The sequence below is a fragment of the Rosenbergiella nectarea genome (assembly GCF_900111105.1).
Lineage (GTDB): Bacteria > Pseudomonadota > Gammaproteobacteria > Enterobacterales > Enterobacteriaceae > Rosenbergiella > Rosenbergiella nectarea.
Map to the genome: position 1 here is coordinate 55,929 of NZ_FOGC01000011.1, position 21,342 is coordinate 77,270.

Sequence of the window (21,342 nt, forward strand, 5' to 3'; positions counted from 1 at the left end):
ACGCGGCGCTCTATCACTGTCTGACTTACTCGTCGTAAATATTGAAGTCGAAATACTTTTTCGCCAATTTGTCGTAGGTGCCATCTTGATGCATCGCCGCAATGGCTTTGTTGATCGCTTGGGTTAATGCCGCATCACCTTTACGCAAACCAATTCCCGTGCCAACGCCGAAAATAGCCTTATCTTTCACTGCTGGGCCTGCGAAGCTATAGCCCTTACCACCCGCCGATTTAAGGAAGCCCTCACTTGCTTGGACTTCGTCTTGGAACGCCGCATCTAAACGTCCTGAGGCCAAATCTTGATAAACCTGATCCTGTGCTTGGTAAGGCACGATGGTGACACCTGCCGCACGCCAGTACTTATCCGCATAGGTTTCTTGTGTCGTCCCCTGCTCGACACCGATAGTTTTACCTTTCAACGATGTCGCAGTCGGTTGTAAAGGTGACCCTTTTACCGCCACTAAACGAGCATTAGCCGCGTATAATTTATCCGAGAAATCAATTTGTTGAAGGCGCTTTTCGGTAATCGATAACGCCGAAATGATCGCATCGATCTTCTCAGCTTTTAGCGAAGGGATCAGCCCATCGAAGTCACCCGGCACGAACTCACATTGCGTCGCAATTCTTTTGCAAATTTCGTTTACTAAATCAATATCGAAGCCAACGAGTTTTCCATCGGGGCTTTTCGCCTCGAAAGGCGGATAGCTAGGGTCTGTGCCAAAGCGAAGATGCGAAGGCAGCGCAGAGAAAGCTTGGCTAGAAAGTGTTAATCCTAAGAACAGCGAAGCGAGTACCGTCAACTTTTTCATGTCTATCACCAGTGAGAGAAGATTCTCACTGGAAATGCACAAAACATGCCAAGGCTTAGTAGGATTTTTTAAGGATCCGCGCGCAAATTAGCACGGAGTGGGTGCAAGAAAAATTCCGTGCACCATTATTGACCTTGCCAGCGGGTGAAGAGATCTGCCGGTAACTGAATATCGAACTGATCAATAATCCGGTTCACGGTCTGATCGACGATATCGGTAATAGACGTCGGACGGTGATAAAAAGCCGGGACGGGCGGCATGATGATAGCCCCGAGTTCGGCGGCGGTGGTCATCATTCTTAAGTGTCCGAGATGTAACGGCGTTTCACGCACGCCTAGCACCAATTTACGCCCTTCTTTCAACACGACATCGGCGGCTCGCGTCAGCAACGTATCGCTGTAGCTGTGCACAATAGCGGAGAGGGTTTTAATCGAGCAAGGCAAAATGACCATACCTAACGTTTTGAAGGAACCCGACGAGATCGATGCGCCAATATCACGCACATCATAAACCTCATCTGCCAGCGCTTGCACCTCTCGCCAGCTGTAGTCAGTCTCTAATGAGAGTGTTTGGCGGGCAGCCATGCTTGCAACAAGGTGGGTTTCAACCTCAGGTACCGTTTTTAATACCTCAAGCAGTCGTACACCATACAGCGCACCACTTGCCCCGGAGAGGCCGACAATCAATCTTTTGGTCATATTAACGAGTTTTCCACATATCAAGCGCTACGTTGCAAAGGCTGAGTATAGCAGAACGCAAAACAGGGCGATATTCGCCCTGTCGTCTATAGGTTCAGCCAGAGCTTATCCTTCGTTATGAAGTTCCAGCCCTTCCACCTCATTTTGCCGTGCCACCGCTTTCACATCGTCTTTGCGCAGTGATTGCAGATAATCCAAATATTCTTGATTAACGTCTTGGGTAACGTACACGCCGTTGAATACCGAGCACTCAAATTGTGAAATATCGGGATTTTCTTCTTTCACCGCTTCAATCAAGTCATTGAGATCTTGGAAAATTAAGGCATCCGCTTTGATCAATTGGCAGATCTCATCCACTTCACGACCATGCGCAATCAACTCATTCACGCTCGGCATATCGATACCGTAGACGTTAGGGAAGCGGATTTCCGGTGCTGCAGAGGCTAAATAGACGCGTTTGGCTCCTGCTTCACGGGCCATTTCAATAATTTGCTCTGAAGTGGTTCCGCGAACGATAGAATCATCGACTAACAATACGTTCTTATCGCGGAACTCTGCGCGGTTAGCATTCAGTTTACGACGCACTGCGCTGCGACGTAGCTGCTGACCCGGCATGATAAAAGTTCGTCCCACATAGCGGTTTTTCACAAATCCTTGACGATAGGGCTTGTCTAAGATGCGGGCAATTTCCAGCGCGACATCCGTCGAGGTTTCAGGGATAGGAATTACCACGTCAATGTCGAGATCACTCCACTGACGAGCAATCTTTTCACCGAGCTTGGTGCCCATGCGAATTCTTGCATTATAGACGGAGATTTTATCGATAAAAGAGTCGGGGCGAGCGAAATAAACGTATTCAAATAAACAAGGATTATTCTTCGGCGCATCGGCGCATTGACGAGTAAAGAGTTCACCCTGTTCCGTGATATAGACCGCTTCACCCGCCACAACGTCACGGATAAATTCAAAACCGAGTGTATCCAAGGCGACGCTCTCTGATGCCACCATATACTCGGTGCGGCCATCTGGCAGTTGACGCTTACCTAAGACTAATGGACGGATGCCATTCGGGTCGCGAAAGGCAATCATGCCGTGGCCAATTAACATCGCCACGACAGCGTAAGCCCCACGGATCTGGCGGTGCATACACTCAATGGCGGTAAAGATATTATCTGCCGTCAGCGGATAATCTTGAAAACGGTCGAGCTCTTGCGCAAAGACATTGAGCAGGACTTCAGAGTCAGACGTCGTGTTGATATGGCGACGGCCCTGTTCGAATAGACGCGTTCTTAACTCATGCGCATTGGTTAGATTACCATTGTGTGCCAGCGTAATACCGTACGGAGAGTTCACATAGAAGGGCTGTGCTTCCGAGGCACTTGAGCTACCTGCAGTAGGGTAACGAACGTGGCCAATACCCATTGTTCCTTGAAGACGTTGCATATGGCGTGCTTCAAACACGTCGCTGACGAGTCCATTCGCTTTACGTAAGCGAAAGCAATTAAGCTGATCAATCGTACAGATGCCAGCGGCATCTTGACCACGGTGTTGTAGCACCGATAACGCATCATAAATTGCTTGGTTTACAGGTAAAAAACCGCTGATACCGACAATCCCACACATGGTGTCATTTCCTCATAGCCGCTTGTCCCGACTCATTATCGGGGTAAAAAACTCGATGTGCTCTGCAGATAGTCAAAAAACCATCTGATGACGATACTGAACTGTGGGATCAATTGTGATTGAGTCCAATCGACACTTTTGGAAAACCCCGTAAAGGTGTAGCGGGAATCGAATACGCTTTGAAGCCCGCGCCTCGCAGCTGTTCAACGACCTCAGTTACCCGTGAAGCATTCCGTAGAGCACCCAATTGGATCACATAAGCCTGGCCGGTTGGCGTTGACGAGGCGGTATTTTGAGTCGCAGTTTGTTGACGTTGCTGCGCCTCCGCCTGTTGCTGTGCGGCCAACTGTTGTTGCTTCGCTTGCGCTTGACGCTGAGCTTCTTGCTGTTGACGCGCTTGCTCTTTTAAACGTTGCGCTTCACGCTGTGCCAGCTGCTCTTGAGCCCGTTGCATCTGTAGCTGTGTTGGGTTTGTCCCTGCGTCATGAGGTTGTGTCGCGACACTGCCGCGTGACGCCTCTTGCGTGCTACCCTCATCCGGAATGTGCTGGGCGGCCTGCTGACGAATCGTTTTAGAAGGGATTGGCTGAGTGACGGGGGGAACCATCTCATCATTCAGTTGGTCACCCGGTTTAGGGACTAAAGGGATGGCAGCAAACTCTTCATGATAATGCTTTTTTTTACCATCCAGTAAACCGGGCAAAATAATCACGCCGAGTGCCACCAGAATGATGGTTCCCGCCATACGATTTTGAAATTTACTGGCCACGTTACTGCTCCTTATCGCTCAATGCCATCACCGCCGCAACGGTATGAAAAGATCCACAAACCAACACCAAGTCTTCTTTATCGGCCCGCGCCAAGGCTGCACGCCAAGCTTGCTCTACCGTCTCATAACATTCAGCTTCTGGCAAAGTTTGCTGTAACCGCTGTGCCGTGGCACCGCGAGGTCCCTCTAAGCTTGCGCAATACCATTGATTTACTGCTTCGGATAATATCGTTGCTGTCCCGTCGATATCTTTATCGTGGAGCATCCCTAATACGCCATGCACTGTTCCCACAGGAGCAAGCTGTTGGATTTTTTCCACTAAATAACGTGCCGCATGGGGATTATGCGCAACATCTAAGATAACCAAGGGTGAGTGTTGCAGGATTTGAAAGCGGCCGGGCAACGTTGCGGTCGCGATGGACTCTCTGAGCACCGATTCGCTTAGCGTTAATCCGGATACACGCAGTGCGGCAAGCGCGGTTGCCGCATTGGCCAGAGGGATCTGCGGTAGAGGTAATTCTGTCAATCTCCCTTGAATATCCTGGAACTGCCAGCTTTGCGATGAGGCGCTATAGGACCACTCCCTGCCGCGAGCGAATAAAATAGCCCCTTTGTCCTGTGCCACCTTACTGATGGTGGCGGGCATATCCGGTTCGCCGACCACTGCGGGTTTACCTTGACGGAAAATACCGGCCTTTTCACGGCCTATGCTTTCTCGGTCAGGACCGAGCCAATCGGTATGGTCAAGCGCAATCGAAGTGATCACCGCAACGTCCGCATCGATGATATTGGTCGCATCGAGTCGGCCACCCAACCCCACCTCAAGGATCACCACATCTAAATCAGATTGCTTAAACAGTTGTAACGCTGACAAGGTGCTAAATTCAAAAAAGGTTAACGAGGTCTCACCACGCCCTTGGTTGAGGCTGTGGAAACTGGAAATATGCTGTGAGTCACTCAGTTCTTGACCGTTGATCCGTACCCGCTCAGCATAGCGAATAAAGTGCGGCGAACTGTAAACACCCACCCGATACCCTGCTGCCATTAATAAGACTTCTAAGGTACGGCACGTTGTTCCCTTACCATTCGTGCCCCCTACCGTGAACACAAATGGCGCAGGCTTGAGAAGATTCAGTTCGGTCGCAACATCACGGATACGATCTAGGCCAAGTTCAATGGCTTGACCGTGCAACTGTTCAAGGTAAACCAACCATTCCTCAAGCGAGGAAGATGAGTGTGGGTGATGAGGCTTAGACATGGTATGAATTTTCGCTAAAACAATGATAAAAAAGACGCTACCAGAGCGTCTTTCAATGTGCAATATAGAATTAAGCGTCGCTAGGCGTTTGCTCAACCTTCTCAGGCTCTGGCGGCAGCTCTTCAGGAAGCGGTGCCGGAAGATTCATCATCTTCGCCAGTAGGCTTGCCAGCTTGAAGCGTAATTCCGGACGACGAATGATCATATCGATCGCCCCTTTTTCAATTAGGAATTCACTACGCTGGAAACCAGGAGGTAACTTCTCACGCACCGTCTGCTCGATGACTCGCGGACCCGCAAAACCAATCAGGGCTTTCGGTTCACCGATATTCAGATCACCTAGCATCGCAAAGCTTGCTGAAACACCGCCCATCGTTGGGTCAGTCAGTACCGAGATATAAGGTAGGCCACGCTCTCGCATTTTGGCTAGCGCCGCACTGGTTTTAGCCATCTGCATTAATGACGTTAATGCTTCTTGCATCCGTGCCCCGCCACTGGCGGAGAAACAGATGAGTGGGCAACCCTCTTCTAATGCTTGTTCTGCAGCTCTTACAAAACGCGCCCCGACGACTGCACCCATCGATCCGCCCATAAAGGAGAACTCGAATGCAACGGCCACTACTGGCATACCATGAAGTTGACCTTTCATTGCAATCAGAGCGTCTTTTTCACCGGTCTCTTTTTGCGCCGCGACAATACGGTCTTTATACTTTTTTGAATCGCGGAATTTCAGTAAATCACGCGGTTCTAATTCGCTTCCCAGCTCAAGAGTCGTACCTTGATCCAAGAAAGTATTCAGACGATCACGTCCATGCATACGCATGTGATGATCACATTTAGGACAGACTTCTAAGTTACGTTCCAGCTCAGCACGATAGAGTACCTGGCCACAACTTGTACACTTTGTCCAAATCCCTTCAGGAATACTCGCCTTACGGGCAGGGGCAACATTTGTTTTGTTAAGAATGCGTTCAATCCAGCTCATTGAGGACCTTTCTGTTTGAACCTGGTTTTACCAGTCACTGTGTTTCTGCTGAATGATTACTCAACAGCCAATAAATAGCGCTCATTAAACCACAATCGCGAGGATCTGTGGATAAAAATATGGAGCAATTATACAGATATCAGCATTATGCTAAAGGGTCTGTATTATTCTTCTTTGCACGATGGCGGATCACTTCAATCACGCCAGGCAGAACCGAGACCACGATAATCACCACGATCAACAGGTTGATATTACTTTTCACCACCGGTAAATCACCAAAAATGGCACCGGCATAACTGAATAATACGACCCAGCACACGCCTCCAACCAGATTATAAAACCCGAATTGGCGATAACTCATTCGCCCCATCCCTGCAACAAAGGGGGCAAAAGTCCTAATGATTGGAACGAAGCGCGCTAGGATAATGGTTTTACCCCCGTGCTTATCATAGAACTGGTGTGTTTTATCGAGATAGCTCTGACGAAAAATCCGTGAATTTGGCCGGCTAAACAGTTTTTCACCAAATAAACGCCCAATGGTGTAGTTCAGCGCATCACCCAGTACGGCAGCAATCACCAATAATCCCACCATCATATGCACATTTAACGCATTACTGGGTAACACGGCGAGCGCACCTGCAATAAACAGCAGGGAGTCACCGGGTAAAAATGGCGTCACCACCAGCCCAGTCTCACAAAAAATAATGAGAAAAAGGATGGCGTAGACCCATAATCCGTAATGTGCGATCAGTGCCGTTAAATGAACATCTATATGCAATATAAAATCAATAATCATTGATAGCATTGCATAACTCCTTATAAAGGAAAGTGATTTTCGTCTGCGAGGAATAGTGGTCCTAACGCAGGTGTGGGTAGTGCAAAATGTTCGGGATAGTCTACCGCCACAAGGTAAAGCCCTTCCGCTCTCGCCGTTGCCGCAGCTTTAGTACGATCCTTTAACGCCAACAGATCCGCAATCCACTTTTCAGGCTGGTTGCCCATCCCCACTTCCAGCAGACTGCCGACAATATTCCGCACCATATGGTGGACAAAGGCGTTCGCTTTGATATCGATAATGACAAAACTGCCTTGGCGCACGACATGAATATGTGAAATATTGCGCCATGGCGTTCGCGATTGACACTGCACTGCCCGGAACGACGTAAAATCGTTCTCTCCCAGCAGGCTTTGTGCGGCCCGATGCATTTTTTCGGTATCTAAGGGATGATAACAATGCGTGAGTCCCTTCCCTAAAATCGCTGGACGTAGGCGCTCATTATAGATCACATAGCGATAACGACGCGCAGTGGCGCTAAAACGTGCGTGAAATTCATCCGGCACCGCTTTAACCCAACGTACCGCAACATCGTCGGGTAAATTAGCATTTACCCCTAATGTCCACGCAGCATCCGCCCGTTTAGCTTGCGTTTCAAAATGGACGACTTGTCCCGTACCGTGTACCCCAGCATCCGTTCGCCCAGCACAAAACACATCAATCGGATGGTTGGCAACTTGGGTAAGGGCTTTTTCAAGCACCTGTTGGACACTGCGTACTTCGCGTTGGCGCTGCCAACCGTAATATCGGCTACCATCGTACTCAATCCCCAGTGCAATTTTGTACGGGGCTTCAGCTGTCGACATTACAGATAATCCTCAATTAGGCGCTCTGCCGTTTTCACCGCCATTAAGGCCCCTCCGTAACGGACGTTATCCGCGACTGACCAAAACTGTAACCCTTCCGGCTGACCGTAATCTTGACGGATGGCACCAATATACAACTGGTCTTGGCCTGTACCTTCGCTTACGGGCGTTGGGAAGTCGTGTTCCTCACTGACCGCCAAATCAGCTTGCCCAGTCAAGACTTGCTGTGCCTCGTCAACGTCCAGTGGACGCGCAGTAATCACACGAACACTTTGCGCATTGCCATAAAACACCGGCGCTTGCAGCGAGGTCACACTCAATGAGAAACTTTCGTCTTGTAAAATTTTACGTACCTGATCCACGACCCGGCGTTCGGCCGCGACACTTCCTTGATCATCGATTGCCAGCGGCATCATATTGAAAGCTAGCTGACGACCGAAGTGATAACTTTCGGGCGGGATACCATTGAGTAAGCGTGCGCTTTCACCCGCTAATGCATCGACCGCGGCTTTACCTTGGGCAGAAACAGATAATAGTTCGGTAAGCTGGATAGATTGAACGCTTGCTGCCTCGTTGAGCGGTGCAATAGCATTCATCAGTTGGCTCACTTGGCTATCGGCTACCGCAATAATATTACGGTTACGGTAATCGGCAAGGGTGCTGTCATTGACGCCAACCACCGCGAGGGGAACATCGTGGGCTAGCGCAAATAAACCGCTGCTATCGATGACAATGCATCCTGCCTCAGCAGCGAGATCCGCATAGTCAGCACTCGCTTGTTGTCCCGCGACAAAGAAGGCTAATTGGCTGTCGCTCCAGTCATGATTACGCGCAGCCTGAACAAGATAATTTTTCCCGGCAAAACGAATCGATTCACCCGCACCCTCTTCGCTGGCCAGCAGGGTGACGTCACCTACCGCAAACTGACGCTGTTCTAAACATTCAATTAATGCACGGCCAACGGCACCGGTCGCACCTAAAATAGCAATATTCCAACCCTGGGACATGGGGTACTCCACACTAAATTAACGGGATGAGTGATGCCCATCCCAACAACAACTGAGCCTAAGCACAGTACAAGGTATTGAATCCGAGTTGACGAAGTCGCTCGGCCGTCGAGACATCCGAACAGCTAACGGTTAATGAAGACCATTCGCGGCGCTCTTGATACTGTTTTCTTAGCCGATCGAATCCCCCTTCATCAGCGATATGCAACCTGAGCAACGCATCATCGCGGCGCACATCATACACCAGATGCGCTAAACGTTTTAGAAGTGACTGCGAAAACTCACCTGTTACGTCAACAGCACTAATATCAGGCTGAGGTAATAGCTCACTCAGGGCGATGCTTTCTGGTTGTCCAATAAACGCGGTCCACGCTTCATAAAGCTGAGTTGTCCCACGAACTTTACCTTCTAAGGTATAGCCCGCAATATGGGCGGTAGCGATGTCGACCTGTGCCAGTAGTTGTTGGTCTAGATGGGGTTCTGGCTCCCAAACATCCAATACCACACTCAAATCATGACGTTCAGTCAGTACCTGCTTAAGGGCTTGATTATCGACCACCGCTCCCCGACAAGCATTGATCAGTACACAGCCTAAAGGTAATTTTTCTAACAGATCGCGATCAACACAGTGCCATGTTGGGTAGGCCCCCTGTTTAATTAGCGGTGTATGGAACGTCAGGATATCGGCTTGCGTTGCGACACTTTCTAAGGAAAGGAAGTCTTCTTTTTCGCCACGATCTGCACGCGGGGGATCACATAATAAAACCTTCATCCCCAAGGCTTCACAACGCGCTTGAAGGCGACTCCCGACATTGCCGACACCGACGATACCAATGGTCTTATCACACAATGCATAGCCATCACGCTCAGCCAGCAGTAGCAACGCGGACAGTACATATTCCACCACCGCAATGGCATTGCACCCGGGTGCGGCTGAAAAGGCAACACCTGCCGCCTCCAGATCCGCCAGTTCCACATGATCGGTTCCCGCCGTCGCCGACCCCACAAATGCCAGTGGCGTGTTAGCAACCAGCTGCGTAGTGACTGGCGTGACCGAACGCACCATCAGTGCTTGGGCATCCTGTAATTCGTCTACCGGCAGGGGCCGACCAGGGACGCGTACCACCTCTCCTTTACGACTGAATAACTCTTGCGCATAAGGCATATTTTCATCGACAACGATTTTCATGATTAGGCCTAGAAGGAAAAAAAGAAGCGTTAAGATATTCTGTCATATTCTTAGGCTGAAAACACCTGAGATCGATTCTCATCAACAGGACAAATAATGCGGTGAAAAGCAGATTGCTGCTTGGGATTTTATTGGGGGGTTGCTATGATAGCCGGCTATTCTCCGGTCATCCGGTTCTAAGCTTTTGTAAGGATGTTGCCATGCAGCCACTTAGCGGCCCTCGCGGATTTACCGACGGACCCCACCGTCATGACTTAACCTCCCCGAATAGCCTAAAAGCTAAGCCGTTGCACAGTGAAGCGCTTACCTCCGCGCAACGCACTGCGTTAGAACGCATCATCGTTAAAATTTTGGCGATCAGTAGCCTCAAAGCACCCGCGCTGTGGGCAGGGATCCGTCACCACGTGAATGTAAGTGGGGAGGCTGAACTGCTTTCGTCTCATTTTCCTGAGGCAGAAAAGTGGTTACAAGGTGTCCTCAAGCAAGAACAGAATAACCATCTGGCGCGTCGTCAATTACAGCAGCTCACCGATTTACTTCCTCAAGGAAATAATCGGCAAGCCGTCAGCGAATATATTCGCCATCAATTTGGACAAACGGTGTTGAGTGCCCTGACTCAGGCACAACTTCAGCAAGTATTAACTTGCCTGCAGCAAGGGCAGATATCCATCCCCCAACCCGTGCAGACCACCTCCACTGCGCGGAGTTTACTGCCTGCCGAACATTCGACGCTTAGCCAGCAAGTGGTTAAATTGTCAGTCGCCAACGGCGAGTCGCTGATCAGTGTCTGGGAAACGCTGCACAGCTTAATCGGCATAAAGGACGGCGATCCTATCCCAGCTAAACATTACCCTTTATTAATCCAATATTTGCAGGCTCGCCAGCAGATAGTGGGACAACACAGCCTCTCACTGCCTCAGCTGTTACAAGGTTTGAAACACCCCGCTAGTGGCCAAGAACTGGAGCAAGCGGCAATGTACTGCCAACAACATTACCAATTGGCCGTGGACGCCTCGTTATCACGAGTGCAAGCACAAGATCTCCTTAACGTGCTTTTTTGCCACCGTGCGGGTTTTGGCTGGCACCCGCCTCATGGTGCATTAACCGCAGGTCCGATCCCGATTTATCATCCGGCACCACCACTTGCTGGGCAGACTGGGTTTTGGCCTCTCTCTCCACGGGTGACCGTAACGATTATTGGGATAGTACTGCTCTTCCTATTGTTCGTCTGGCTATAATCTAGCACCCACATTGCACTGTCTCTGCGGCAAGGGGCCAAGTGTCTGGCTCACTGCCTTCTATAATCGGGTGGCTATCTCGACGCCAAAAGTCTAAGCCGCCAATTAACTCCTTTACCTTAAATCCGGCTTGCGCGAGTTTAAACGCGCCCTTGGTTGAGCCGTTACATCCTATGCCATCGCAATAGGTGACGTAATTGGCCTGTTTCGATAACTGAGCCAAGGTCAGCGCAGTCATCTCGCGGTGCGGAAAGTTAATCGCGCCGGGAATATGGCCGAGGCGATAGTGTTCGGCGGAACGGACATCTAATACAATGCATTCTGCAGTATTACGCTGGCAGCTTTCTGCCAAGTCCCAAGCGTCAATATAATAAGCCAATTTAGCCGTTAAGTAGGCGGTGCTCTCAGCAGGGTCAGCGAAGTTAAACGTTAAGTCTGTCATAATGAATCTCCTTGAATTGTCATAGCAGAATATCGCACTATAGCGGTTCGAATCAGACCCATTTCCGATAAAGAATAAGACCACTATGTCGCAACGCTCTTCGATCTGGTTGTCCCTGACATTAGCTGAACGCGGGAATCGTGTCACACAGCTTTGCCGGGTGATAAGAACAGCAATTGAAAAGGGGCAGTTAAGCGCCGGAGAGCGTTTACCCTCTAGCCGCCAGTTAGCCAATGATTTACGCTGCTCACGCACCACTGTAGAGTCGGCTTATCAACGATTAACCACACAAGGCTATCTTACGCGCCTTCTCGGTCAAGGGAGTTTCGTGGCGCAACACGGCTTACCGACGACATCGCCACCTTACCACGGACTCCCCCCTACTTTATCTACCCGGGGACAAAAGCTGTTAGCTCAGCATCAGTGCCTCGATCCACGCACGATACAGCCATTCAGTGCCGGCGTTCCCGACGTTCAGGCCTTTCCATTGAAGCAGTGGGCGGATGTTACCCGTCAAGTTATGGCGACATTATCGCCTGAGCAGTTACTTTATGGTGACCCGCAGGGGATGGCTAACTGTCGTAAAGCCATCAGCCATTATTTAACGCTATCACGCCAAGTCAATTGTACCCCTTCACAACTCATCATAATGAACAGCTCACAACAGGCTCTACAATTACTTGCCCATCTTTTATTGGAAGAAGGTGATACCGTTCTGACCGAGGCATTATGCTATCAGGGCGCGGTCAATGCCTTCCGTCAGGCGGGTGCGGTGCTCGCCCCACAGCCTATGGATACGGAGGGTGCGCTCCCCCCGACCCATACCGCTAAATTGGCGTATCTTACGCCAGGACACCACTATCCATTGGGTATGACGATGAGCAAACCCAGACGTCAGCAGTGGCTGGACTGGGCAACTCGACAACAAAGCTGGATTATTGAGGATGATTATGATGGTGAATATCATTATGGCAATGATTCACCGCCCTCCTTGCAGCGGCTCGACCGTACCCAAAAGGTTATCTACCTCGGGACATTTTCTAAAACGCTGTTTCCGGGGATCCGGCTTGCCTATATGGTCGTGCCCCCTTCTCTGGTTCTCCAGATCGTGAACGCACGACAACGACTGGACAGTCATACCGCCGTATTATCACAAGCCGTGGTGGCGAGGTTTATTTCGGAAGGCTATTTTGCGAGTCACTTACGCTTGATGAAAAAACTCTATGCCGCCAGACGTCGTCTACTGATTGAATTACTGGAAAAGTGTCCCGAAGATACCTTGCGTTTATTTCCCTCTGAAGGCGGACTCCAACTGGCTGTCGAGTATCTTAAAGGAAGTACCTCAGCGATAACGGCCGCCGCGGGACGCAAAGGGTTGGTACTCACTGAGCTTGCGCCACTGTGCCTGACCTCTCCGCCCATCAATGGCTGGATACTCGGCTTCGCGGCGCTCACCCCACAGGCGATACGTCGGGCAGTTACGCTGTTGAACGAGGTGCTCCAGCATGCAGCATCGTCAGACTGACCCTATTAGATCAGACGACTCGCCAAGCGTTATCTCCTCTGTAATAATTTTATGGAGCTCAGTAAATTACCGGATTAAGGCTCAGAAATATTTATCTTCCCCCCTCAACGTCAAGGCTGAAACGAAAAGAAACGAAAAAAATCGTATTATACTTGATTCCTATTAAGCAAAAGGATGAATACACATGCTGTAGCGTAAAAAAGGGAAACTAATATTGAGAGCCGGAGGTAATAACTTTAGGGCAAGTAGGGAGTATTCAAGAAAATTACACTGTTGATGGAAATTTTTATCTTGTCAGAGAAACAATTCAGGGGCTACGATTGGAGGCTGTTGAAACAAACTATCTGGTGATAACTTCACTCGGGGAGTAAATTACTCTAAAAATTATATTTCTTTAACTAAAATCCTTTTTTCCAAGGGTAGCGCAGTACTGATTAAAATAGAAATGAATCATTAAAAGAGACCGATAATAAATTTAAAGAAAACAGAGTTACTCAAGAAAAATCTCAATCTCGTGTTGAAAGAAGAGATCGCTAGCCTGCTCACGGAAAAATAAATACCTAAAGTTGCATGAGCTATGAAAGACAGCAACTAAAAAGAAATATTGGTTTGCTCTACTGGAGTCATTAAACTCTGGTGCATAAATGGCACGTCAATAGGGTGACCTAGTGAATGTATTAACTTAATAGACGACTTTCTAACAGTACAGACTAATAACGGTTTAAAAAATTCTTTTTAGCGGTTGATAAAATATTAAAAGCCTCTAGCTTATGAACTAAACCTACCTATTGGTTTTAGCAGAAAAGTATGCAGTGATAACCCCCCCTTACTCACTCGGAAAGGACGTTGCCTCTATTTCACCTTGCAGCACCATTGCTTGTACCGGAAAAATATAGAGTAAAATAGGTAAAAATAGATCTAGAAGATTGTCGCAACACACCCCGTGATTATTATCCATTCCCCTCGGGGGATGATTTTTATAATGTGCACTTATCAAAAGTGTACTTGGAATGAAAAAAAGGAAAGGAATCAATGGATACGGTAGAAGAATTAAACGGTACATATTTCTATGCGGGAAGATCGAATCTCACCGCCACTGAACTTTTATTCATGATCTTTTGTGAGAATACAGCAGGGCAATTCGGTATCGGCGTGGCGGATTTTGGTGCAATTATCGCTATTGTTTCAGAGAGAAATAACTTGAGCACACGAGGCAAATTAGCCAACACGACTAAAGGTACATCTTATGCGTCCAAAGGAGCGAGAGCTGTATTCGGGTAAACAAAATTTCCCTTTGGACTATCATTACCTACTTGGCTTGGCGGTTACACACCTTGGACAGCTCGTCGCGTTAGGGTTCATAACATTGCGCCCTTCGTTGGTCGTTCGATTCCGTTGCTCGGTGTGATTATCCTTGCCTCTGATATCACTCAAATTACCTACAGAACCCTTCGAGACTATAACACCATAGCGAGAGGCAACGATAAAGTATGGTAGAAGAAAGTATTGAGCAAAGAATCTATGAACTTGTGCGCCCTTATGCTGGCACTTATCTATTCAACGTAAAGAAAGTTGAGCTAACGCCTGACACTGATTTAGATACAGATCTCAGTATTGACGAGCTTGAAGTCGAAGATCTGATGAATGACTTTTTTGAGAAGTTTGATGTCACACGGGGTAATTTCAAACTTCAAACTTACTATCCTTATGAACCTTTCTTATGGAACCCATTCAAAAAAAGTCCTCCGATACCTGTGCCTGACTTCACTCTGCGCATGCTGATCGAATCAGCGAAAGCCGGACGGTGGTTATACGACTAAACTTTTTCAAGCAGTTACGCTGTTGAACGAGGTGCTCCAGCATGCAGCATCGTCAGACTGACTACGACCCCGATAAGGGCGCAGCAGGCACCCGCTAAGTAAACTGCGCCATAGCCTGCGCTGTTTGCTAAAAATCCTGCCAGCGGGCCTGTTGCGCCATAGGCAATATCTTGAAAGGCTGAGAAACACCCTAAGGCAGTACCACGAACCTGCGCGTCGACACGCTTCATGATTTCGACGCCCATAGCCGGGAAGACCAATGAGCACCCTGCCCCTGTCAACGCCGCGCCGACTAAAGCATGCCATGCCTGCTGGCTAAAACAGAGCAGTAATAGTCCGGCGGTTTCCACCAATAAGGAGATAATTGTGACGTTGACGCCGCCCATTTTATCGGGGATCCCGCCAAACAAAACGCGTACTAAAACATAAGCCAGTCCGAAAATCGTTAAGGTATATCCTGCATTGCCCCAATGTTCAGCGGCAAAATAGAGTGAAATAAATGCGCCAATCACTGCAAAACCGACTCCCTGAAGCGCTAATACTGCACCGGGGGTCAAAATCTGTTTCAATACAGTCGAAAAGCGAGGACGATCGCCTCCACTAATGGGGACCGCCGGAATGTTCGCGTTACACAATAACGCCACAATAGGACAGACTATGCAGGCGATACTCACCCCGAGGAAATCGAAATGATGGTAGAGATACAGACCGATAGGTGCGCCCGCCGCCAGCGATCCGTAGATTGCCATGCCGTTCCAAGACATCACAATCCCCGAACGTGGCTGACCAATAAGGCCAAGTCCCCAGGTAAGGTTTCCCGTCAGCAGAAAGCTCTCACCCAGCCCCAGCAGAATACGGCCCAAAAGTAATAAACCAAATTGCAGCCAAAGAGAGTGGCTAGCAAAAACTGACAGTAAATAGGCCACACCCACTAAGACAATCACGCCCATGCCCAGTCGGGTAGTCTGCTTAGCACCTTGCTGATCGGCTTTTTTGCCGGCAAAGCCTCGATTGGCTAATGTTGCAAAAAATTGGATACCTACGGCAATGCCAACCATCACATTATTCATTCCAAGGCCATCATGAACGAATAAAGGGATGACCGGTAAGGCAATGCCTGCAGTAAGGTAGGTCAAAAATACAGCAAAAGATGTCATAGCTACGGGCTTTACAGAGCGGTCTTCAGGACGGCACTTATCCTCTGTCATTAACATAAGTCCTTATTACTACGAAAAATTTTATTTACTCCAATAAAAACGGCAGCCTAAGCTGCCGTTTTTTCTACGATAAATTGATTATGACGTAAATTTACGCATCGTCAATGTCGCATTAGTCCCACCAAAGCCGAAGCTGTTTGACATAACGGTAGTCAATGCGCGCTCGGTCGGCTGAGTGATGATGTTCATCCCTTCTGCCGCTGCATCCGCTTGTTCAATGTTAATGCTTGGCGCAATGAAGCCGTGCTCCAACATCAACAGGCTATAAATCGCTTCTTGAACACCGGCGGCACCCAAGGAGTGACCTGTCATCGCTTTGGTTGCAGAAAGCGCTGGCGTGTTGTCACCGAAGACTTCACGAATCGCGCCCAGCTCTTTCACATCACCCACTGGGGTAGAGGTACCATGCGTATTCAGGTAATCGATTGGCATGTCGAGACCTTCCATCGCCATCTTCATGCAACGTGCCGCGCCTTCACCAGAAGGAGCAACCATGTCGGCACCATCAGAGGTTGCGCCGTAGCCGACGATTTCTGCGTAGATGTGTGCACCGCGTGCTAAAGCATGCTCAAGTTCTTCGACCACGACCATGCCGCCACCGCCTGCGATGACAAAGCCATCACGCTCGGAATCGTAAGTACGAGAGGCTTTTTCTGGTGTGTCGTTATATTTAGTAGATAACGCACCCATTGCATCGAACTCGCAAGCCAGTTCCCAGCACAGCTCTTCGCCGCCACCCGCGAAAACGATGTCTTGTTTGCCCAGTTGTATTTGCTCAACAGCATTACCGATACAGTGCGCAGAGGTCGCACACGCTGAGCTGATTGAGTAGTTTACACCGTGGATTTTAAACGGCGTTGCTAAGCAAGCAGAGACGCCCGAAGCCATCGCTTTGGTCACGACATACGGACCGACCGCTTTCAAGCCACGTGGGCTACGCATTGCATCAGCACCGAAAACTTGGAAACGTGGAGAACCGCCGCCTGAACCCGCAATTAAGCCCACACGTGGGTTATTTTGATATTGCTCTTCAGTCAGCTTCGAATCTTTTACGGCTTCTGCCATAGACAGATAAGCATAGATTGATGCATCGCTCATAAAACGAACAACTTTGCGATCAATTAAGCCTGTGGTATCCATTTTAACGTTACCCCAGACGTGGCTGCGCATGCCTGCATCTTTCATTTCATCAGAAAAAGTGATTCCTGAACGCCCCTCACGAAGAGAAGCCAGCACTTCCTGCTGATTATTACCAATGCTGGAAACAATCCCCAAGCCAGTGATCACTGCACGTTTCATTCACATTCCTCATAACAACTATCATCTTATGGGGATCACTTTAGCGTACAGTTGTACGCCGAACAACCCCCAACACAAAAACTCTTTGTAAATTTGCCTATAAATTGTGATATCGCTAGACTATTCCTAAGTCTTCCGCAAAGAGCCCTCGACGTGAAATCACCCACAATTAACTATGCAGACCTCGTTTGGAACGAACAAGGTACACCTGTTTCACAATTTTTCGATGACGTCTATTTTTCTAACGATAACGGGTTGGAAGAGACACGTTATGTCTTTTTAGAGGGTAATCACCTCTCTACACGCCTACTCGACTCGCAGCAGGATACCTTCGTCCTCGCAGAGACCGGTTTTGGAACGGGCTTAAATTTTTTGACATTATGGCAACGCTACCAACCGCTAGGTTGCCAGAATAGCGCTAAAAAATTACCGCGATTACACTTTATCAGTTGCGAAAAATACCCGTTAACGCTGGTAGACCTTGAACTCGCCCATGCTCATTGGCCTGAACTGGCCACCTTCTCGCAGGCGCTCCGTCAGCAATGGCCTGACGCATTGCCCGGCTGCCATCGTCTGATTTTTGCGCAAGGACAGATTACTCTCGACCTGTGGTTCGGCGATATCAACGACATGTTAGAGGATCTCAAAGCCAATTTAGTTCAAAAGGTCGATGCATGGTTTTTAGATGGCTTCGCGCCGTCTAAGAATCCAGATATGTGGACCAACGCGCTGTTCTCGACATTAGCGGCCACAGTTAAGAAAACAGGCACCTTTGCGACCTTCACCGCCGCGGGCTTTGTACGGCGTGGACTCGAGCAAGCGGGCTTCAACGTGACACGTCGTAAAGGCTTTGCGCATAAGCGCGAGATGCTAGTCGGGCAACTCGCCACGCCTCCTGATTATCAGCACCCAACGACTTGGTATCCTCGCCCGGCGGCAAATAAAAAAGAGATCGCTATTGTTGGCGGCGGAATTGCCAGCGCCTGTCTTTGTCTCGCGTTGGTACGACGCGGTTGGCAGGTAACGCATTATTGTGCCGATGCCAAACCCGCTGAAAATGCGTCGGGGAATCGGCAAGGTGCAGTTTACCCACTATTGCACGCACAAGACCCTCATCTTGCGACCTTCTTTAGCGCGGCTTTCACTTTCGCAAAGCGATTCTATCAAGCCCTTCCCTTTTCCTTCGAACATCAGTGGTGTGGCGTATTACAACTAGGGTGGGATGAGAAGAGTCAAAAAAAAATCGACCAACTCGTAGCACTCTCGTTGCCGCCATCATTGGCAAAATATGTGAATGCTGATGAGGCGAGTCAGCTTGCGGGATTAGACATTGAACATACCGGTATTTTCTATCCCGAAGGGGGATGGTTATCGCCCGCCGAATTGACTGCGAAAATTTTTGACTGGGTAAGCTCGCAGGGTGTGGTGTGTCACTGGGGATGCGGTGTAGAAAATCTTCAACAACAACCCAATGGCGACTGGCAACTCGGTTTTGTCCAAGGCGGCTGCGCTCAGCATCATCAAGTGGTATTAGCCAATGGCCATCAGTTAAGCCACTTTACGCAGACTGAGTCCTTGCCAGTCTATCCGGTTGCCGGACAAGTGAGCCACGTTGACGAACAGCAGCCGTTAAGCAAGCTCTCTACGGTTCTTTGCTACGAGGGATACTTGACCCCCTTGAGTGCCACTCATCAAAGTCATTGTATAGGCGCGAGCTATCGCCGTGGTCAGACAGCGTGCCATTATTCGCACGATGAGCAACTGATCAATAAACAACGCTTAACACAATGCCTGCCTAACAGTGCCTGGGCATCATCGCTTATAATAGGCGATCTCGCACGCGTCGCCGTACGCTGTGCGACACGCGATCATCTTCCCATGGTCGGAGTATTGAGTCATTATCAGCAATTTGTAGCCGAGCCTGCTAAGCCTAAAGAAGAAATGCTAGAAAGCTACCACTCAGGTATCTATCTACTCGGTGGATTTGGATCACGAGGACTGTGTAGCGCGCCGCTCACAGCCGAAATACTCGCCTCGCAACTCGCAGGGGAAGCGTTACCGCTTGACCAATCCACCTTAAATGCGTTGCATCCCGGTCGATTCTGGATACGCAAACGCATTAAAGGCAAACCGATTACTTAGTGGTTAATAACGCTGCTACCGCGCGGTGGTAGAGATCTTCCCACAACTGGGTCACTAATTTTTGATCAGGAGGGGAGAGTTCGCCGGCTTTAATGGCCTGGGCGAGACTCTGTTCAACTTGAGCTTTCAAAGCCTCCGGCTCGGCGGATGATTGACTTTCCAACTCCGCCACCGCCAAGGTCAAATGCCCTCGTAGGTATCCTCCGGCAAAAAGCTCATCGTCAGAACCCTGTTCCACGGTCTTATCAATACTGTCGAGAATATGCTCTTCGAGATCTATAATCATTACTTTTCCTAAAAATATTGGCCTCACTTATCACGATTCGGGCCACGGAAATTGTCCGCTATGTAAGGGTTCCGTATGGTAAAAATCCCGTAATGCCGCAACGAGCCGAGCAGGACGTTCCGGTAAACCTTGCTCAAGATAGTGCATCACTTGCGCATGCACTTTTCGTTGAAAGGCAACGCGATCCGGTTCACAGGTGCCTTCGAGATTGTCGCAGCTGATAGTAAACCTAAACCCGGCAGCCACCGAAAATATCCATTCTAACGCTTGAGGTTTGATTTCAACCTGTTCAAATTGCGCCTGGGTCGCTTCATCGCGTCCGTCTGGGCAATACCAATAACCAAAATCGACTAATAGCCTGCGCTCAGCCCCCGCGATGCACCAATGCGAGATCTCATGAAGCGTGCTGGCATAATAACCATGAGCAAAGATAACTCGATGATAATCACACTTATCATCAGCAGGTAAGTAGAGTGGTTCATCCTCACCCTTTATTAGTCTTGTATTGAAATCATCATAGAAACAGTGATCAAATAGCCTGATCATGTCTTGATAATCGTGTTGCTGGGTCATAAAGTATTCTTCGTATAATTAGAAACCGATACTCTGCATTAGGGCAGCACCATGGCTGTCCCACAACAGTTTTGCACTCATCACCATCGAAACCACCACGACCATTGGCCTGATCAACTTTTGTCCGCGGCTTAACACCAAGCGAGCCCCTAACCTAGCACCACAGACTGCACCGATCAGCATGATGGCTCCCAGACCCCAGACCACTTTTCCCCCTACCATGAAAAACAGTAAGCTGGCGAAGTTAGAGGTGAAATTGAGCACCTTGGCATGAGCGGTGGCCTTGGCGAGGTTAAAGCCCGCTAAGGTGACAAACCCTAGTGCGTAAAAAGAACCCGCTCCCGGACCAAAAAAACCATCGTAGAAGCCAACGCACCCACCGCCTACACAGGCGTAGGCCAGTCCTTCGAGCCGGGCGACCTTATCCACCTCACCCAATTTAGGCATAAAGAGGAACCACAGCCCAATGCCGATCAGCAGTAATGGCAATACCTGACGGAGAATATCCGCCTTCAGATGCTGGATAGTAATGGTTCCAGCCACCGCACCGATAAAGGTGAGTAATATATTCAACCACTGACGACGAAGGTCAACAGCCTTACGTCGAACAAAATAGAGGCTCGCTGAAAACGAACCGCCTACGGATTGCAATTTATTGGTGGCTAACACTTGTGCGGGGGATAATCCCGCGGCTAATAAGGCCGGTACCGTTAATAATCCCCCACCCCCGGCGATCGAGTCGATAAAGGCGGCAAGTACCGCCACGAAAAACAGTATGACGACCAGTCCAGGCGTCACGACAAACCAATCCATGCGCATTCC

At 49.2% G+C, this 21,342-nt stretch carries 20 protein-coding genes and 2 pseudogenes; 5 read left to right on the top strand and 17 right to left on the bottom strand.

Annotation, left to right across the window (positions count from 1 at the left end; translation table 11 throughout):
- Window positions 1–25: 25 nt before the first annotated feature.
- The 11 genes and pseudogenes from BMX14_RS13085 to pdxB form a co-directional block, all read right to left on the bottom strand.
- Window positions 26–808 carry a lysine/arginine/ornithine ABC transporter substrate-binding protein gene (locus BMX14_RS13085; RefSeq protein WP_092677489.1) on the bottom strand — a complete coding sequence of 261 codons (783 nt, stop codon included), beginning with the start codon at window positions 806–808 and terminating at the stop codon, window positions 26–28.
- Between the two features lie 125 nt (window positions 809–933).
- Window positions 934–1,506, bottom strand: coding sequence for a UbiX family flavin prenyltransferase (locus BMX14_RS13090; RefSeq protein ID WP_092677491.1), 573 nt, complete (start codon window positions 1,504–1,506; stop codon window positions 934–936).
- A gap of 105 nt (window positions 1,507–1,611) precedes the next feature.
- A complete protein-coding gene (purF, locus tag BMX14_RS13095; RefSeq protein ID WP_092677493.1) occupies window positions 1,612–3,129 on the bottom strand; it encodes an amidophosphoribosyltransferase in 1,518 nt (505 codons plus the stop codon).
- A 35-nt stretch (window positions 3,130–3,164) separates the two neighbouring features.
- Window positions 3,165–3,287, bottom strand: a pseudogene (locus BMX14_RS13100) (colicin V production protein); the annotation flags it as partial.
- Window positions 3,239–3,898 carry a cell division protein DedD gene (gene dedD / locus BMX14_RS13105; protein ID WP_092677495.1) on the bottom strand — a complete coding sequence of 220 codons (660 nt, stop codon included), beginning with the start codon at window positions 3,896–3,898 and terminating at the stop codon, window positions 3,239–3,241. The pseudogene BMX14_RS13100 and the gene dedD, both read right to left, overlap by 49 nt.
- A gap of 1 nt (window position 3,899) precedes the next feature.
- Window positions 3,900–5,156, bottom strand: coding sequence for a bifunctional tetrahydrofolate synthase/dihydrofolate synthase (folC, locus tag BMX14_RS13110; protein WP_092677616.1), 1,257 nt, complete (start codon window positions 5,154–5,156; stop codon window positions 3,900–3,902).
- 70 nt (window positions 5,157–5,226) lie between these two features.
- Window positions 5,227–6,141 (bottom strand): acetyl-CoA carboxylase, carboxyltransferase subunit beta, encoded by a 915-nt coding sequence (gene accD / locus BMX14_RS13115; RefSeq protein WP_092677497.1) that lies wholly within the window; start codon window positions 6,139–6,141, stop codon window positions 5,227–5,229.
- 145 nt (window positions 6,142–6,286) lie between these two features.
- Complete coding sequence (locus tag BMX14_RS13120) at window positions 6,287–6,946, bottom strand: DedA family protein (RefSeq protein WP_092677499.1); 660 nt, start codon at window positions 6,944–6,946, stop codon at window positions 6,287–6,289.
- 11 nt (window positions 6,947–6,957) lie between these two features.
- Window positions 6,958–7,782 carry a tRNA pseudouridine(38-40) synthase TruA gene (truA, locus tag BMX14_RS13125; protein ID WP_092677501.1) on the bottom strand — a complete coding sequence of 275 codons (825 nt, stop codon included), beginning with the start codon at window positions 7,780–7,782 and terminating at the stop codon, window positions 6,958–6,960.
- Window positions 7,782–8,789 (bottom strand): aspartate-semialdehyde dehydrogenase, encoded by a 1,008-nt coding sequence (locus BMX14_RS13130; RefSeq protein ID WP_092677503.1) that lies wholly within the window; start codon window positions 8,787–8,789, stop codon window positions 7,782–7,784. The genes truA and BMX14_RS13130 overlap by 1 nt, the downstream gene beginning before the upstream one ends.
- A gap of 58 nt (window positions 8,790–8,847) precedes the next feature.
- Window positions 8,848–9,978 carry a 4-phosphoerythronate dehydrogenase PdxB gene (gene pdxB / locus BMX14_RS13135; RefSeq protein ID WP_092677504.1) on the bottom strand — a complete coding sequence of 377 codons (1,131 nt, stop codon included), beginning with the start codon at window positions 9,976–9,978 and terminating at the stop codon, window positions 8,848–8,850.
- 200 nt (window positions 9,979–10,178) lie between these two features.
- Between pdxB and flk the strand changes: the two genes are divergently transcribed.
- Window positions 10,179–11,216, top strand: a complete 1,038-nt coding sequence (gene flk / locus BMX14_RS13140; RefSeq protein ID WP_143056421.1) for a flagella biosynthesis regulator Flk — start codon at window positions 10,179–10,181, stop codon at window positions 11,214–11,216.
- A 1-nt stretch (window position 11,217) separates the two neighbouring features.
- Here flk and BMX14_RS13145 read toward each other — a convergent pair whose 3' ends face one another.
- Window positions 11,218–11,658 carry a rhodanese-like domain-containing protein gene (locus BMX14_RS13145; protein ID WP_092677506.1) on the bottom strand — a complete coding sequence of 147 codons (441 nt, stop codon included), beginning with the start codon at window positions 11,656–11,658 and terminating at the stop codon, window positions 11,218–11,220.
- Window positions 11,659–11,743: 85 nt separating this feature from the next.
- On the opposite strand from BMX14_RS13145, the gene pdxR reads away from it, so the two are divergent.
- The 3 genes and pseudogenes from pdxR to BMX14_RS13160 all read left to right on the top strand — a co-directional run bounded on the left by pdxR (window position 11,744) and on the right by BMX14_RS13160 (window position 15,003).
- Window positions 11,744–13,183, top strand: coding sequence for a MocR-like pyridoxine biosynthesis transcription factor PdxR (gene pdxR / locus BMX14_RS13150; RefSeq protein WP_092677508.1), 1,440 nt, complete (start codon window positions 11,744–11,746; stop codon window positions 13,181–13,183).
- A gap of 1,032 nt (window positions 13,184–14,215) precedes the next feature.
- Window positions 14,216–14,680: pseudogene (locus BMX14_RS13155) on the top strand (STM2901 family protein).
- Complete coding sequence (locus BMX14_RS13160; RefSeq protein WP_092677509.1) at window positions 14,674–15,003, top strand: DUF1493 family protein; 330 nt, start codon at window positions 14,674–14,676, stop codon at window positions 15,001–15,003. Before BMX14_RS13155 ends, BMX14_RS13160 begins: the two are co-directional and overlap by 7 nt.
- Window positions 15,004–15,017: 14 nt before the next feature.
- Here the strand turns inward: BMX14_RS13160 and BMX14_RS13165 are convergent, their stop codons facing one another.
- Window positions 15,018–16,211 (bottom strand): arabinose transporter, encoded by a 1,194-nt coding sequence (locus BMX14_RS13165; protein WP_092677511.1) that lies wholly within the window; start codon window positions 16,209–16,211, stop codon window positions 15,018–15,020.
- Window positions 16,212–16,298: 87 nt separating this feature from the next.
- Entirely contained in the window at window positions 16,299–17,519 is a 1,221-nt protein-coding gene (gene fabB, locus BMX14_RS13170) for a beta-ketoacyl-ACP synthase I (RefSeq protein ID WP_092677513.1), read from the bottom strand.
- A 153-nt stretch (window positions 17,520–17,672) separates the two neighbouring features.
- On the opposite strand from fabB, the gene mnmC reads away from it, so the two are divergent.
- Window positions 17,673–19,661 (top strand): bifunctional tRNA (5-methylaminomethyl-2-thiouridine)(34)-methyltransferase MnmD/FAD-dependent 5-carboxymethylaminomethyl-2-thiouridine(34) oxidoreductase MnmC, encoded by a 1,989-nt coding sequence (gene mnmC, locus BMX14_RS13175; protein ID WP_092677515.1) that lies wholly within the window; start codon window positions 17,673–17,675, stop codon window positions 19,659–19,661.
- On the opposite strand, the gene BMX14_RS13180 is transcribed toward mnmC, so the two are convergent.
- The 3 genes from BMX14_RS13180 to BMX14_RS13190 are packed head-to-tail and all read right to left on the bottom strand — an operon-like array spanning window position 19,654 to window position 21,333.
- Entirely contained in the window at window positions 19,654–19,947 is a 294-nt protein-coding gene (locus tag BMX14_RS13180) for a YfcL family protein (protein WP_092677516.1), read from the bottom strand. The genes mnmC and BMX14_RS13180 overlap by 8 nt on opposite strands.
- A gap of 30 nt (window positions 19,948–19,977) precedes the next feature.
- A complete protein-coding gene (locus tag BMX14_RS13185; RefSeq protein WP_092677517.1) occupies window positions 19,978–20,520 on the bottom strand; it encodes an elongation factor P hydroxylase in 543 nt (180 codons plus the stop codon).
- Between the two features lie 18 nt (window positions 20,521–20,538).
- Complete coding sequence (locus BMX14_RS13190; protein ID WP_092677519.1) at window positions 20,539–21,333, bottom strand: TSUP family transporter; 795 nt, start codon at window positions 21,331–21,333, stop codon at window positions 20,539–20,541.
- Window positions 21,334–21,342 lie beyond the last annotated feature (9 nt).